The sequence below is a fragment of the Ureibacillus suwonensis genome (assembly GCF_042655065.1).
GTDB classification, from domain to species: domain Bacteria; phylum Bacillota; class Bacilli; order Bacillales_A; family Planococcaceae; genus Ureibacillus; species Ureibacillus suwonensis.
This window is the reverse complement of sequence record NZ_JBHSNQ010000163.1, coordinates 1-14,099: the sequence shown is the minus strand read 5'-3', so window position 1 is coordinate 14,099 and position 14,099 is coordinate 1. Positions and strand designations below refer to the sequence as shown.

Annotated in this window: 14 protein-coding genes and 1 riboswitch; of the genes, 9 read left to right on the top strand and 5 right to left on the bottom strand. The window is 39.2% G+C overall.

What is annotated here, in order from left to right:
- Positions 1–165: 165 nt before the first annotated feature.
- Positions 166–714: a GNAT family N-acetyltransferase gene (locus ACFPOH_RS12330; RefSeq protein ID WP_342469354.1), complete on the bottom strand. Its 549-nt coding sequence runs from the start codon at positions 712–714 to the stop codon at positions 166–168.
- A gap of 695 nt (positions 715–1,409) precedes the next feature.
- Between ACFPOH_RS12330 and ACFPOH_RS12325 the strand changes: the two genes are divergently transcribed.
- The 6 genes from ACFPOH_RS12325 (at position 1,410) to ACFPOH_RS12300 (ending at position 9,124) form a co-directional block, all read left to right on the top strand.
- Positions 1,410–1,592, top strand: a complete 183-nt coding sequence (locus ACFPOH_RS12325; RefSeq protein ID WP_390309903.1) for a hypothetical protein — start codon at positions 1,410–1,412, stop codon at positions 1,590–1,592.
- A gap of 529 nt (positions 1,593–2,121) precedes the next feature.
- On the top strand, positions 2,122–4,923 hold the full coding sequence (locus tag ACFPOH_RS12320) for a 2-oxoglutarate dehydrogenase E1 component (RefSeq protein ID WP_342469355.1): 2,802 nt from the start codon (positions 2,122–2,124) through the stop codon (positions 4,921–4,923).
- Positions 4,924–4,984: 61 nt separating this feature from the next.
- Positions 4,985–6,241 (top strand): 2-oxoglutarate dehydrogenase complex dihydrolipoyllysine-residue succinyltransferase, encoded by a 1,257-nt coding sequence (gene odhB / locus ACFPOH_RS12315; RefSeq protein WP_342469356.1) that lies wholly within the window; start codon positions 4,985–4,987, stop codon positions 6,239–6,241.
- A gap of 132 nt (positions 6,242–6,373) precedes the next feature.
- A riboswitch (Lysine riboswitch) is annotated at positions 6,374–6,552 on the top strand.
- Between the two features lie 108 nt (positions 6,553–6,660).
- Complete coding sequence (locus tag ACFPOH_RS12310) at positions 6,661–7,518, top strand: transporter substrate-binding domain-containing protein (protein ID WP_342469357.1); 858 nt, start codon at positions 6,661–6,663, stop codon at positions 7,516–7,518.
- 119 nt (positions 7,519–7,637) lie between these two features.
- A complete protein-coding gene (locus tag ACFPOH_RS12305) occupies positions 7,638–8,384 on the top strand; it encodes an amino acid ABC transporter permease (protein ID WP_342469358.1) in 747 nt (248 codons plus the stop codon).
- Between the two features lie 2 nt (positions 8,385–8,386).
- The gene (locus ACFPOH_RS12300; protein ID WP_342469359.1) at positions 8,387–9,124 is read left to right on the top strand and encodes an amino acid ABC transporter ATP-binding protein; all 738 of its coding nucleotides are present in this window, start codon (positions 8,387–8,389) and stop codon (positions 9,122–9,124) included.
- A gap of 42 nt (positions 9,125–9,166) precedes the next feature.
- Here the strand turns inward: ACFPOH_RS12300 and ACFPOH_RS12295 are convergent, their stop codons facing one another.
- The gene (locus ACFPOH_RS12295; RefSeq protein WP_342469360.1) at positions 9,167–9,934 is read right to left on the bottom strand and encodes an alpha/beta fold hydrolase; all 768 of its coding nucleotides are present in this window, start codon (positions 9,932–9,934) and stop codon (positions 9,167–9,169) included.
- A 459-nt stretch (positions 9,935–10,393) separates the two neighbouring features.
- Between ACFPOH_RS12295 and ACFPOH_RS12290 the strand changes: the two genes are divergently transcribed.
- Positions 10,394–10,597 (top strand): DUF6501 family protein, encoded by a 204-nt coding sequence (locus ACFPOH_RS12290; RefSeq protein ID WP_342469361.1) that lies wholly within the window; start codon positions 10,394–10,396, stop codon positions 10,595–10,597.
- A 28-nt stretch (positions 10,598–10,625) separates the two neighbouring features.
- Here the strand turns inward: ACFPOH_RS12290 and ACFPOH_RS12285 are convergent, their stop codons facing one another.
- The 3 genes from ACFPOH_RS12285 to ACFPOH_RS12275 all read right to left on the bottom strand — a co-directional run bounded on the left by ACFPOH_RS12285 (position 10,626) and on the right by ACFPOH_RS12275 (position 12,759).
- A complete protein-coding gene (locus ACFPOH_RS12285; RefSeq protein ID WP_342469362.1) occupies positions 10,626–11,681 on the bottom strand; it encodes a toxic anion resistance protein in 1,056 nt (351 codons plus the stop codon).
- The gene (locus ACFPOH_RS12280; RefSeq protein WP_342469363.1) at positions 11,678–12,325 is read right to left on the bottom strand and encodes a 5-bromo-4-chloroindolyl phosphate hydrolysis family protein; all 648 of its coding nucleotides are present in this window, start codon (positions 12,323–12,325) and stop codon (positions 11,678–11,680) included. The genes ACFPOH_RS12285 and ACFPOH_RS12280 overlap by 4 nt, the downstream gene beginning before the upstream one ends.
- A 152-nt stretch (positions 12,326–12,477) precedes the next feature.
- Positions 12,478–12,759, bottom strand: a complete 282-nt coding sequence (locus tag ACFPOH_RS12275; protein ID WP_390309898.1) for an acylphosphatase — start codon at positions 12,757–12,759, stop codon at positions 12,478–12,480.
- 370 nt (positions 12,760–13,129) lie between these two features.
- Between ACFPOH_RS12275 and ACFPOH_RS12270 the strand changes: the two genes are divergently transcribed.
- Together ACFPOH_RS12270 and ACFPOH_RS12265 are read left to right on the top strand one after the other, a co-directional pair.
- The gene (locus ACFPOH_RS12270) at positions 13,130–13,408 is read left to right on the top strand and encodes a DUF1033 family protein (RefSeq protein ID WP_342469365.1); all 279 of its coding nucleotides are present in this window, start codon (positions 13,130–13,132) and stop codon (positions 13,406–13,408) included.
- A 266-nt stretch (positions 13,409–13,674) separates the two neighbouring features.
- The gene (locus ACFPOH_RS12265; RefSeq protein WP_342469366.1) at positions 13,675–13,875 is read left to right on the top strand and encodes a cold-shock protein; all 201 of its coding nucleotides are present in this window, start codon (positions 13,675–13,677) and stop codon (positions 13,873–13,875) included.
- Positions 13,876–14,099: the final 224 nt, after the last annotated feature.

The window sequence follows — 14,099 nt, the reverse complement described above, 5'->3', positions numbered from 1 at the left end:
TCGATTATTGTCAGTACGCTTCGATAACATCCTAAATTTCCCCCGTTAACCAAGAATTCTATCCCTATTATACAAAAAAAGCCTGTAGATTTGGCCACTAGTTTGGGACTTTGTCTACAAGCTGAAACACCAAATCATTTTTTGATTTGGTGTTTTTACTTTTTATTAAATAACTTGTTCTTCTTCATTTTCCTGTTCATTGGCGGTCACCAAGTAAAATAGATCCCGAGGGATTTTATATAAATCGTATTTCGCTTCACCGGCATTGATTTCCTCATATAAAGTCGGATGCAATTCATTCGCGTTGATAACATATTGCAACTTTAAGGAGGCACGTTTCGATTTTTCGTTTTCTTTTCGGATTCTTAGAAAAACTGTGTGAAAATTATATTTGAAAAAAATCTCGTTCAAAAACTCTTTTTTCGCTAATTGATTATATCCTTTTCCTTGGAATGGAACTCCAATCCAAGTCCCCAGAAATCCAGCACCGTCTTGTATATCGTATAGACTGATTGTTCCGATCGGTTGACCCCATTCATCAAGAATCGTTCTTGAAATGGTTTTTCCCAACGCCTCTTCTTCGATTATTTGCTTTGTGATAAACAAATATTCCTCCGGGCTTGCCGCTTTGTGGCGTACATAAGGGAATACCGTTGGGTGGATCATCAATTGGTACAATTCATTAGTTTCAAATAAGTCACGAGGTTTTAGCATTAAAACGCCTCCTTTTTTTAGGATATCTTCAGAAAAATTCCAATTAACACAGAACATATCTGCAACCGAATAACTCGTAAAATTAAAAAGGCGCATCCAACGTTTTCTGAAAATAATTTCGTTGTTTGACCAATATATCTTATAATAAATATAATCGATTCTACAAGAATTTGTTTAAAAAAATACGGTATTTTCTGTGGAAAGTTTGTGAATGTAATAAAACAATTTTATTAAAAATCAGAAGACAGCACAACAAAAACCCCAATATGATACAGTTGAATAATAAGCGGAAAGAATTAGGAAGGATTTTGTCAATTTTAGAATGATTTACATATATACTACCAACATCGAAAAGAGCCAAAACTGGGTACATTTTACGAATTCAATGGATGTTGCACAAAAATAAAATATGCAATTTTTAAAAAATGTTACTAACCAAAATGAAATTATTTTTTCTTCATCATCAAAAGCCGAAGGACAATGCTTTTTCAAAAAAAAAAATGCGCCACAATTCAAGGAAATTTAATTGTGGCACCAAAACTTTAAAAATATAGGATGATACACTTTATGAAAAAAGTGTTTAGGGGTGTCATGTGTATAGTTATTAAATAACCACTTTTATATAAGTTTAAACCTTTTTTAAGGTTGATTTAAAAAATATTGTAAACAATTATGGAAATAATGATGAAAATTTGTTGAAAATTCGAAAGGCAAGTGATTCTGTCCAGGAAACCGCCTCCAACCTGACATTGGATGAAAAGTGCAGATCGGATGTTTCCTTTGCAAAATTCGTGAAGAAAAAAGGGGTTACCTTTTCCGGATGGCAGAGAGTGTACCCATGGAAAGCGGGGAAAAAAGAGGGTGTTAATTTTACTTAATTATTGAAGATAAATTGCTTGAAGTTGTATTTTCAAATGTTACAATTAGTTAGGGCGCCAAATGGGTGTAAAATTTGTAAATCCATCTCCCAAGATTTTTTACATATGATTTGAAAATGCACATGGAAAAACATAAAATTCCCCATTTTCAAATTTATTTTTTTGCAGATAATATTTATATGATGATAAAAGAAAACAAACTTGGCATTTTGAAATAGGTGCAATTTTGTTTGGAACCTCAAAAAATATTGCTGCGGAGGTGGATTGGAATCAACAATCAACGGAAAATGATGGAACAAAATGGATGTATCATATCCTGATGGACTGCCAAAATATGTAGAGGAAAAAATTTTCTTAACACAGAAAATTTTTCATTTAATTTTGTGAAAAATAGTTGTATTTTTTGTGAAGAGTAGTAAGATTGAAATGGAAAAAAGGTTCTTCTCAACAAATTATATAAATGAATATTAATAGAAGAATTCGAAAATTAAAACGGATTGCTATTTAGCAAAATTTGGAGGTTTTTCTCATGTCAAATAATGTTTTTACTGCTGGAACTCCTTGGTCAGCATTTTCTGGTCCGAACTTGGGGTATTTGATGGAACAATATGAACTATTTTTGCAAAACCCTGAGGAAGTGGATGCGGATTTAGTTGAATTATTCCAACAATTCGGTGCTCCAGTATTAGAAGAAGCTTCAAGTGGTGCTCAAGCGGCTCAAACAGGAGATGTGAAAAAAGTATTGGCAGCGATTCGCCTTGCTGATGCGATACGCGCCTTTGGCCACTATGCGGCAGATGTTTATCCATTAAAAGATCGCCCATTGGATTCCGCGAAAATCGAGCCTGCAACTTATGGTTTGACAGATGCGGATCTGGCTGAACTGCCTGCTTCTCTATTCTTTAATAATGTTCCTGCAAACGTTTCCAATGGTAAACAAGCCATTGAATATTTACGTTCATTATATACGGATAAAATCGGTTTCGAATATAGCCATATTGAAGATGAATCTGAACGAAACTGGATTCAATCAAAAGTTGAATCAGGATTCTTCAAAGCGAAATTGACAGCCGAAGAGAAAAAAGCGGTGTTGGAACAACTGACACGCGTTGAAAACTTTGAAAAATTCCTTCATAAAACATTCGTTGGACAAAAACGATTCTCCATCGAAGGTTTGGATACACTTGTAGTGTTGATTGATGAAATTGTTAAATCCGCAGAAACTAATCAAATGAAATCCGTACAAATCGGTATGGCTCACCGTGGCCGTTTGAATGTGTTGACTCACATCGTGAAAAAACCGTATGAAATGATGTTTGCGGATTTTGCCCATGTACCGAATGATTACTTCTTCCCGGAAGACGGTTCAATCGAAATTTCCAAAGGTTGGACCGGCGACGTAAAATATCATATGGGTGCAACTTATCATAAGCCATCAGGTTTAACTGTAAAACTTGCATACAACCCTTCACACTTGGAAGTGGTAAGCCCTGTTGTCGCAGGTTCTACAAGAGCGGCCCAAGAAGAAACATCCAATGCGGGTGAACCGGTGCAGGACACTTCCAAAGCATTGGCGGTGATGGTTCACGGAGACGCTGCATTCAGCGGTGAAGGAATCGTTCAAGAAACATTCAACATGGCAAGAACGAAAGGATTCACAACTGGCGGATCCATCCATATCATTTCAAACAACATGATCGGATTTACGACAGAATATTACGATTCCCGTTCAACACATTATTCTTCCGACTTGGCAAAAGGATATGGCATTCCGGTTATCCATGTGAATGCGGATGAACCTGAAGCGGTTATCCAAGTGGCAAAATTCGCTTTTGAATACCGCCAAACATTCGGAAAAGATATTTTAATCGACTTGATCGGTTACCGCAGATACGGACATAACGAAACAGATGATCCGACTGTGACAAACCCGCTCACATATATCATTGTTGATAAACATCCAACTGTCCGTGCGTTGTATGGTGAACGCATCGCCAATGAGGGTGTTGTGACGAAAGAATATGTTGAACAACTGGACAAAGATGTTTATAGTGAAATGCAAAAATGCTACGACTATGTGAAAAAAGTCGGCGAAGAAAAAGGACCATTCGAAATCGAAATGCCTGAAGCCGTGAAACAGCCATATCCAGAAGTGGAAACAGGCGTTTCAGCGGATGAATTGAAACAAATCAATGAAGAATTGTTGGCATGGCCGGAAAACTTCGAGCCACAAAACAAATTGGCAAGAATCCTAAAAAGACGCACAGAAGCATTGGAAACTGGCAAAATTGACTGGGGTCATGCAGAAACATTGGCATTCGCATCCATCTTGCGCGAAGGAAATCCAATCCGCATTTCAGGGCAAGATGCGCAACGCGGTACGTTCTCACAACGCCATCTAGTGCTTCATGACAAAAATAATGGTTCTGAATGGACGCCATTAAATCATATTTCAGGCGCCAAAGCATCTTTCAGCGTATACAACTCTCCATTGACAGAAGCGGCGATTGTCGGTTACGAATACGGCTACAATCTTGAAAATGAAAAAGCATTGACAATTTGGGAAGGACAATTCGGGGACTTCGCAAATATGGCCCAAGTGATGTTCGATAACTTCATTTCCGCTGCCCGTTCAAAATGGGGATTAAAATCAGGACTTGTTCTATTGCTTCCAAATGGTATGGAAGGACAAGGTCCGGAACACTCCTCAGCTCGTATTGAACGCTACTTACAACTATGCGCTGAAAACAACTGGATCGTTGCGAACTGCTCAAATGCAGGAAACTACTTCCACTTATTGCGCAGACAAGCGAAAATGCTTGGCACAGAAGCGGTGCGCCCATTAGTGGTTGCAACACCTAAATCATTGCTTCGTCATCCATTGGCGGCAGCGACTTTGGAACAATTATCCGAAGGCAAATTTGAAGAAGTGATTGAACAACCAGGACTTGGACAAAATGCGAAAAAAGTGGAACGCATCATTTTAGCTTCCGGCAAAGTGACAATCGACTTGGCTGAAGCTGTAAAAGACGGCAAAGGCTTGGATAAACTTCATATCATTCGCATTGAACAATTGTACCCATTCCCAATGGATAAAGTGAAAGAAATCATCGCTCGATATCCGAATGCGAAAGAAATCGTTTGGGTGCAAGAAGAACCTAAAAACCAAGGTCCTTGGAGATTTGTATTGGAATATTTACTCGAACTTGCAGAAGGCAAAAAAGTTCGTTATGTTGGTCGTCCAGAAATGTCTTCTACTTCCGAGGGAGACGCGGATTCACATAAAGCTGCTCAAGCAAAAGTGATCAGTGATGCTTTAGCAGATCTATAATCGAACACATCGTTCATACAGAAAAAAAGATTAGTGTGGAGAATTAAAGGAGGAACCTAAAGTGGCTGAAATTAAAGTCCCTGAATTAGCAGAATCGATTACAGAAGGTACCATTGCACAATGGGTGAAAAAAGTTGGAGATCGCGTTGAAAAAGGCGAATTCATCGTTGAATTGGAAACAGATAAAGTAAATGCGGAAATCATTTCAGAAGAAGCGGGAGTATTGACACAAATTTTGGCTCAAGAGGGCGACACAGTACAAGTTGGCCAAACAATCGCCGTTGTTGAACCAGCTGAAGGCGGAGCTGCTCCTGCACCTCAAGCGGAACCTGCAAAAGAGGCTGCAAAAGAAGAAGCGCAACCTGCACAACAAGCACCAGCTGCCCAACCGGCTCAACCTGCACCGGTTGTTGAAGAAACAAACAGCGGCCGGGTAGTGGCATCACCAGCTGCCCGTAAACTTGCACGTGAAAAAGGAATCGATTTGGCTGCGATTTCACCAGTCGATCCACAAGGCCGTGTACGCGTTCAAGACGTTGCAGCACATGCGGCAAAACCGGCTCAACCTGCTGCCCAACCAGCTCAAACGAAAGCGCCTGTAGTGGCACCAGTTGACGATTCCCGAGTGACTGTGGAAAGAATGAGCCGCCGTCGTCAAACAATCGCAAAACGCTTGCTCGAAGTAAAACAAAGCACAGCCATGTTGACAACATTCAACGAAATCGACATGACGAACGTAATGGCATTGCGCAAACGCAAACAAGAACAATTCGTGAAAGAAAATGGCATCAAACTTGGATTCATGTCATTCTTTACAAAAGCTGTTGTTGCAGCATTGAAAAAATACCCTTATGTAAATGCTCAAATCGTTGGTGACGAAATTCATAAATTCAACATTTATGATATCGGTATTGCTGTATCCACTGAAGAAGGTCTAGTTGTGCCTGTTGTACGTGATGCAGACCGCAAAAACTTCGCTGAAATCGAAAAAGAAATTGCGGAACTTGCCCAAAAAGCACGCGAGAAAAAATTGGCCCTTTCCGACTTGCAAGGTGGCACATTTACAATTACTAACGGCGGTGTATTCGGTTCATTAATGTCAACTCCGATCATCAATGGTACACAAGCCGGAATTCTTGGCATGCACGCAATCGTGAACCGTCCAGTAGCCGTGAACGGCCAAGTTGAAATCCGTCCAATGATGTATGTGGCACTTTCTTATGACCACAGAATCATCGACGGTAAAGACTCCGTAGGATTCTTGAAAACAGTAAAAGAATTGATCGAAAATCCGGAAGACTTGCTTCTAAATTCATAATAAGCAAACTTTCATACTCCCCATCAATTTTGTTGGGGAGTATATTTGATAGGATAGAATGACCAAGGAATATTGACAATTAGTCCTAAATTACGCTATTCTTTTTATAACAACTAAATATCTAGCCTCACTTTGTGGGGTAGAGGTGCGGTATTTATTAGTTTCCTAAGGAGCTTGAGCGGGCAATGACATGGGAAATGAGGAAATATCGCCGAAGTATAGTTATATGCTCAAGTAACTATGCTGGGGTTGCAGTGAATAACTGCAACACTGTCTTACATACTTAATATGTAAGGTGTGCTATTCCAAAGTGGAACTAGGGGTATTAGTCTAACAAATTGATGCGGCCTTAAGTTCTTCTTAGGTCGCTTTTTGTTTGTTGCAGCCTTACAACTCTAATCAGAAACTGGGGGAAGCTTATGAAAAAAAACCTGATGTTACTAATTTTTGCAATGGTGATGGTATTAGCACTTGCGGCATGCGGTTCCGGCAATGATAAAAATGAGGGATCACAACAGGATTCAGAATCCTCATCCGATTCTAAAGGCGTATTGCGGGTGGGAATGGAAGCCGCTTATGCTCCATTCAACTGGTCACAAAAAGATGATTCAAATGGTGCGGTTCCAATCAAAGATTCAAAAGAATACGCAGCAGGTTATGACGTTGAAATCGCAAAACGCATTGCGGAAGGGCTTGGAATGGAACTTGAAATCGTAAAAACGGATTGGGACGGTTTGATTCCTTCATTGCAATCAGGTGCCATTGACCTTGTCATTGCAGGTATGTCACCAACACCTGAACGAATGGAAGTAATCGATTTTACGGACAACTATTATACAAGCGACTTTGTAATCGTTGTGAAAAAAGATGGCCCGTATGCCAATGCGAAATCCATCCATGATTTCAAAGGTGCCAAAGTCACAGCACAACAAGGAACAACTCACTATAAAGTCATCGATCAAATGACAGGCGTTCAAAAACAAGTTCCGGCAAACGACTTCGGTCAAATGCGCATCCAATTATCTTCCGGCGCTATTGACGCATACATTTCTGAACGTCCAGAAGGTATGTCTGCCGCAGCAGCCATCAAAAACTTCACTTACATTGTTCCTGAAGACGGCTTTGAGGCGGATGAATCCGATACTGCCATTGCGGTCGGATTGAAAAAAGGTTCGGATTTAAAAGATAAAATTAACGAAATTTTAGCAGGAATTTCCGAAGAAGAACGTCAACAAATCATGGAAGACGCTATCAAAAATCAACCATCACAACAATAGTGTGGTGAAAGGTTGTCTTGAGATTTTCACTTTACAAGACAACCTTTTTCCATTTTCCTCCTGTTTCATCAAGGATGTTTCATTATTATAATTAAAACTATGAATAAGGAGATTTCTTTATGTCTTTCTTAGAAACGGTTTGGAATATTTTCCTGAATAACTGGGATCTCTTTTTGCGTGGCGCATGGATTGCTCTGATTCTTGCGGTGCTCGGTACGATTTTCGGAGCGATCATCGGTTTTTTCATCGGTATCATGCACACGATTCCAATGCCTAAAAAATCTTTCAAAACATTTGTATTAAAAACTATCAATTTCATACTAACTTGCTATGTTGAAATTTTCCGTGGCACGCCGATGATGGTACAAGCCATGGTGGTCTTTTACGGACTATACGCCATCGATATTCAATTGAACCGGTTCGTTGCAGGTTTGATTGTAATCAGTTTGAATACCGGCGCGTATATGGCCGAATATGTCCGTGGAGGCATCGTATCCATCGACAAGGGACAATATGAAGCCAGTGAAGCGATCGGTATGGGCCATTTCCAAACAATGTTCTATATAATCCTTCCGCAAGTAGCCCGCAATATATTACCGGCTACCGGCAACCAGCTTGTCATGAATATCAAAGACTCTTCCGTATTAAGTGTTATCAGTGTCGTTGAATTGTTCTTCACTACAAATTCCGTTGCTGGTAGTACATATCGTTATGCGGAAGCCTTCTTGATTGCCTGTGTATTGTACTTCATTATGACTTTCACTGTAACACGAATCTTGTTATGGTTTGAAAGGAAAATGGACGGCCATGATTCGTACCGGATGGAACTTGTGACAGGCAACAAGCCGAAAAAGGGTGGTGAGTAACAATGTCTGTGGTCATTGATATACGGCATTTAAATAAAAAATTCGGCGATCATGAAGTGTTAAAAGATGTGAATTTCCAAGTTAAAAAAGGGGAAGTTGTGACATTGATCGGCTCTTCAGGATCAGGAAAATCGACGTTATTGCGATGTATTAACTTGCTGGAAACACCTACAGGCGGGGAAATCATCTTTGACGGGCAAAATATTTTGGATGAAAGCCTGGACAAAAGAAAATACCGCACCCATTTAGGGATGGTGTTCCAACAATTTAATTTATTCAATAACTTGGATGTTTTAGGAAACTGCACGATCGGCCAAATCAAAGTATTGAAACGTTCAAAGGAAGAGGCCGTAAAAAATGCAATGAAATATCTGACGGTCGTTGGAATGGATAAATTCAAGCATGCAAGACCACGCCAGCTTTCCGGTGGACAAAAGCAGAGGGTGGCAATCGCAAGGGCGCTGGCCATGGATCCGGAAGTGATGTTGTTTGATGAACCTACTTCCGCCCTTGACCCGGAAATGGTGGGGGAAGTGTTGAAAGTCATGAGGGATCTTGCCGAAGCGGGAAATACGATGCTCATTGTAACCCACGAGATGGAGTTTGCGAAAGAAGTGTCAGACCGTGTCGTATTTATGGATAAAGGGGTTATCGTCGAGGAAGGCCCTCCTGAGGAAGTGCTTGTGAATCCTAAACATGAACGGACAAGAGAATTTTTAAGACGAACTTTAAACAAATAATAATGACAAGGACCGTTTTGATTAAGAGAAAACGGTCCTTTTTCAGCTCACTTTATTCATTTTCTTTTGATATTGCTGTATATGATGGGAAATGGCCAGATTAAAGAGTTCCGGCCGTTCGATATTTGACAAGTGCCCAGTATTTTCAAACACAATCAAGTGGGAAGACTTGATCATGTAATGCATCAGGTAGGCATTTTGAATCGGTACGACCTTATCTTCCAATGAACCGATAATCAGCGTAGGTACATTAATGGTGAATAAATCATAAAAGTAGTTTCTTCCAAAAGCGGATTGGATGGATTGCAAATACGTATCTTCCCGAATGTAAAAAGCATTTTTCGCCAATTCATAAACATTTTTTTCTTCAGGATTATATAAACATTTTTTGATGAGCCGTTCGTTTAATTGATCAACTGATGATTTCTCCAATAATCGTTTCGTTTTTTCAAGGGTCAATTTTCCAAACAAGGTTGGAATGTAGTAGGTTGTATTGCATAAAATGAGGGATTTTACACGGTTTTTAAAACGCTTACATATTTCCAGAGCCACAATGCCACCCAAAGACAGACCGACAAAGTGCGCTTTATCGATGTTCAAATAATCCAATACTTCAATAATGTCTTTGGCAAAGAATTCAACCTGGATATTTTCCTTTTCCGGAGAGTAACCATGTCCCCTCAATTCAATGATAATCAAACGGTAATGGGATGTAAGTTCCAATTGGGGGGCCCAGGCCTGAATCCGGTTGCCTAACCCGTGAATAAAGACTATTTCTTCACCTTTCCCGACATCCAAGTAATTTAACATCGCAATCACCTTTTCGTAAGCGTTTTCGTGAAACGGCAGGGACGGTTTACTCTATAGTCTTTTGCAATATTTTGACTTTTAATCATTAAATTTGAGAACAAATCAAAATGGTTTATCATTATTATATGTAAATTGCACAGAAATGTACCATGACAACTGTACCTATGTTTTCAATCGTGCCAATGTTTTTTACTTTGGAGACTTCGACTTTTGTAATCAATTTTTTTGTCATGCAAACGGAAAATCAAGCGAATGTCCGGGAATGGGGAAAGATGGGATATGATAAAGAGACAAAAAGCCATCGGAAATCCGAATATTGATCCCGGAAAACCGCATAACTTCTTCAAATTCCTTGAACGTCAAAAGCTCCTGACAGTATTTTGATAATTTTCATGTATATACTGATCATATAAATGATATAATTGTAAACGATATATATAGAGAAGAGAGGGTATGTTTATGTTAAATTTGAAGTGGAAGGATGCACCGACCATCCGAAAAGTGAAATGTGTAAATACTAATGCGAAAAAATATTTAGTATCCAATGTGTTGACTGTTGGAAAAGAATATGAAGTGAAAAATGAAACGGAAGAATTCATTTTTATCATTGATAACACTGGAAAAGTGGGCGGATATTATAAGGAGTATTTTGAAAATATTTAGCACGAGTGCCTCATTCACTCGTGCTTTTTTAAATGGTTTCGATTTTATGCACCGTTTTTTCAAGGGCTTGCTGTTTTTCATTCCAATCGGCTTGGATCCGCAATGTTTCTTCAATGGAATCAAGCAGTTGGGTTTGCGTTTCTTTTAATTGATCCAAATCCGCATGATTGGTAATATTCATCATTTCTGCGTTTTTTTCCGCCATTTTTTCGGAAGTGTTCATCAAGCTTTTGCTTGTCTCATTGGCCCGATGTTGCCGGTTCAAATTGACGAGCATGGAAATTTGGGATTGCCATAAAGGGATGGTCGATAAAATGGATGATTGAATTTTTTCGATGAGCATTTCGTTCGTCGACTGGATCATCCGTATTTGCGGGGCCGTCTGAATGGCAATTTCCCTCGAAATTTGCAAATCATACATTCTCCGGTCCAACCATTCGACGGCATTTTTCATATCGAGCAATTTTTGCTGCATCAACGGGTTGTCCACTTGTGCCGCATCTTGTTCCATTTTTTGCAGTTGTTTGAATGCATCCATCCTTTTCATTTCCAGTGCCGCAATATAAAGATTAATTTTTTGATAATACTCTTCGTTTTTCTCAAATACTTTATTCAGCATGTCGTTGTCGGCCAATAAATTTTGCTGCGCCCGTTTCAAATGAACGGTCAACCGGTCAATTTGTACACTTAACCGGTTATATTGGGAGACGATTTGTTGAACGGATTTTTGCCGCTTGAACAGTTTCCGGAAAAAGCCTTTGCCTTGCTGGGCAAATTCATCAAGATCGATGGAATCCAATTGTTCAACCAAAGATGATAAAATTTCACGGATTGGAGAAGTATCGTTTCTTTGCACTTGGGTTAAAAGTTGATGGGTAAAATGCTTCAACGATTTTTGGACATCCTCGCCAAAACGGAGAACGTCTTCATAATCGGTCATATCCAATCCACTGGCCAAATATAATGCTTTTGACTGCTCTTCTTGAGGGAGGGAAGGAAAGACTATGGGATCCGAAACAGAAAAAGAGCTCCCGCTGCTAGCAAGGGTGTGGAACGGTTTTTCTGAGCTCTTTTTCCCACTCATTGGTCTTCACTCCGATATTCAATCTGTTGTTTCTTTTCCTGCTCAAGTTTTACATATTCCAACTCCAATTTTAAATTCTCAATATCTGTGGCAAGAGCCGCTTTCAAATCATCTTGCATGGAATCCTGTAAATTTTTCATCGCTTTCCGCGCCTCTTCCAAAGCGATGTGCACATCCGCATCCTTGATTTGCTGCTGTACGAGTGTCGTGTAATTTTTGCTCAATTGTACAGCTGAAGGCAGATGGGAATAGAAAAATTCTTCCACCATGTAAAATTTTTGAGGGTTGGATTGAACGATATTGACGATTCTTCTTGACAGTTTCGTCATTTCGTTGATCAGCTTGAAGGATCGGATGGAACGGACCCGGATATATTGTTGTGTCAATGAATTGATATGGCTTTTCGCCTGTTTGATCTGCGACTCAATCTGATTAAATTCCGAGCGTGTAAGACCGAATGCTTTCGCCTTTTTCTGTTTTTGAATGGTTTTAATGGCGACATTGCTGACAATATATATTAAAATTGCGGCAAGCAAAGAAAACAAATCTTCCACCAAATCAAAAGTATCCAACAAAACGACTGCAGTGATGGTAAATAAAAAATTCAGTAAATGCCGTACCAGAAAATTGCTAACCCCCAGCATATGCGTACCTCCTCACGTTCTTAGTATAAATTACGTAGCTTGGAGATGAAAAGTTTCAAAATTTATTACTTTTATTATTTGGAATCTATTTCATGATACAACTTTTAGCATATTTTTCAATTATGTATCCGCTGGAAATGATAAACGTCCGTTCATGCGAGATCCGTATCCATTTTTTTGTAACCCTTTAAATCATCGAAAATTTCGATTGAAATGGATTCGGATTTATTATCATGGCTTCTTTCTTGATGAAAAAAGCGCAAAAATTCTTCGACGGACTGGTCTCTCCCTTCCACTTCAATCTCCATTTGATGGTCTTCGTTCATCCGGCAATATCCTTTCAATCCCAGCTCCATGGTTATTTGCCGGACGAGCAGGCGATATCTTATATCCGCCGCATTTGCTTTTGTACGTATGCGCACCCGCTTTGTCATCCAATTCCCCCGCAATCAATTTTAGTCATTCAAAAACGGTTTCGTCCCTATATTGTGCATTCCAGTCTCAGAAAAATATAAGATGGCTTCCAACAGCATTTTTAATTATAGTTCAAAAAAATTGCTCATTGTGGAAGGGAGGTTTACAATTTTCTTAGATCATTCTTGTGATGATTGCCGATCTTTATTGGTCAAATAAGGTATATGGGCGTGGAATAAAAATGGCTTAATTCGTCAAAATCCATTTCTTTTACCAATCGATCGGTATAAGCAGGCGTGCCCGTCAGATTGAATGATTCGTCAATAATACATATGATTTTAACATATGGAAGCCTTTATTTAATATTAAAGATTGGGGTAGTATTTTTACATGTATAAATTGATTTATATGAAAGCGGATTATGAACCATGGTGGCAGCTGGAAGGATGGGAATCGCACATCGTTTCGGAGCGGATTTTTGAAACAAAGGAAGAGCTTGAGCAAACGCTCCAACAGATGCTGGAAACATTCAGAAAAAAATATGACCATGAGGAAAGCAGGGAAGGGAAGTATTTCGCCTTCTGGTCGGAGGATGAAAAAAACTATTGCGAAGCTTGTGATGAGAATTTACAAATTTTTCATGGTTTAATTGTGCAGGAAGTTGGGTAATCATATATAATAGAAATATCATATAGTTCATTACCCGATCCAAAATAAACGATAAAAAATAAAAAAATCGTTTGACTTTTGTAATATGGTGTTATAAAATGAATATACAATTAAATTGCAAGGCCGGAAACAGATGATTCACATATTACAAAGAGTGATCGGTGGTTTTTACGGTACTCTTCGTAATATGTGAATTTTTTTATTATCAATGTAATAAAATAATTCCATATTGCAAAAATATTTTTATCTTTTTGGAGGTTTTTTCAATGAAACAAGGTACAGTAAAATGGTTTAACTCAGAAAAAGGTTTTGGATTCATCGAAGTTGAAGGTGAAAACGACGTATTCGTACACTTCTCAGCTATCCAAGGTGAAGGGTTCAAAACTCTTGAAGAAGGTCAAAAAGTGGAATTCGAAGTGGTTGAAGGTAACCGCGGACCACAAGCTGCTAACGTAGTTAAATTATAATAATCGAACCTAAAATATTAAGGCTTCCTTCCAATCTTGGAAGCCTTTTTTATTTGTCCGGGATTCGGAATCTAAAAAACAGCGGGTTTTTCCCGCTGTTTTTTTAGTGCGCCTGGCATGGGTGTAATCTATAGGGTGTAAGTCCCGAACTGTGAAGGCAGAAGTAACAGTTAGCTTAACGCAAGGGTGTCCGTGGTGACGCGGAATCTGAAGGAAGCGAGCGG

Excerpts from the sequence above, each read along its gene's own strand:
- ACFPOH_RS12275 (WP_390309898.1), bottom strand. The coding sequence starts at position 12,759 with ATGACAAAGCGGGTGCGCATACGTACAAAAGCAAATGCGGCGGATATA.
- ACFPOH_RS12270 (WP_342469365.1), top strand. The coding sequence starts at position 13,130 with ATGTATAAATTGATTTATATGAAAGCGGATTATGAACCATGGTGGCAG.
- ACFPOH_RS12330 (WP_342469354.1), bottom strand. The coding sequence starts at position 714 with ATGCTAAAACCTCGTGACTTATTTGAAACTAATGAATTGTACCAATTG.
- ACFPOH_RS12290 (WP_342469361.1), top strand. The coding sequence starts at position 10,394 with ATGTTAAATTTGAAGTGGAAGGATGCACCGACCATCCGAAAAGTGAAA.
- ACFPOH_RS12285 (WP_342469362.1), bottom strand. The coding sequence starts at position 11,681 with ATGAGTGGGAAAAAGAGCTCAGAAAAACCGTTCCACACCCTTGCTAGC.
- ACFPOH_RS12280 (WP_342469363.1), bottom strand. The coding sequence starts at position 12,325 with ATGCTGGGGGTTAGCAATTTTCTGGTACGGCATTTACTGAATTTTTTA.
- ACFPOH_RS12300 (WP_342469359.1), top strand. The coding sequence starts at position 8,387 with ATGTCTGTGGTCATTGATATACGGCATTTAAATAAAAAATTCGGCGAT.
- ACFPOH_RS12310 (WP_342469357.1), top strand. The coding sequence starts at position 6,661 with ATGAAAAAAAACCTGATGTTACTAATTTTTGCAATGGTGATGGTATTA.
- ACFPOH_RS12305 (WP_342469358.1), top strand. The coding sequence starts at position 7,638 with ATGTCTTTCTTAGAAACGGTTTGGAATATTTTCCTGAATAACTGGGAT.
- ACFPOH_RS12320 (WP_342469355.1), top strand. The coding sequence starts at position 2,122 with ATGTCAAATAATGTTTTTACTGCTGGAACTCCTTGGTCAGCATTTTCT.
- ACFPOH_RS12295 (WP_342469360.1), bottom strand. The coding sequence starts at position 9,934 with ATGTTAAATTACTTGGATGTCGGGAAAGGTGAAGAAATAGTCTTTATT.
- ACFPOH_RS12265 (WP_342469366.1), top strand. The coding sequence starts at position 13,675 with ATGAAACAAGGTACAGTAAAATGGTTTAACTCAGAAAAAGGTTTTGGA.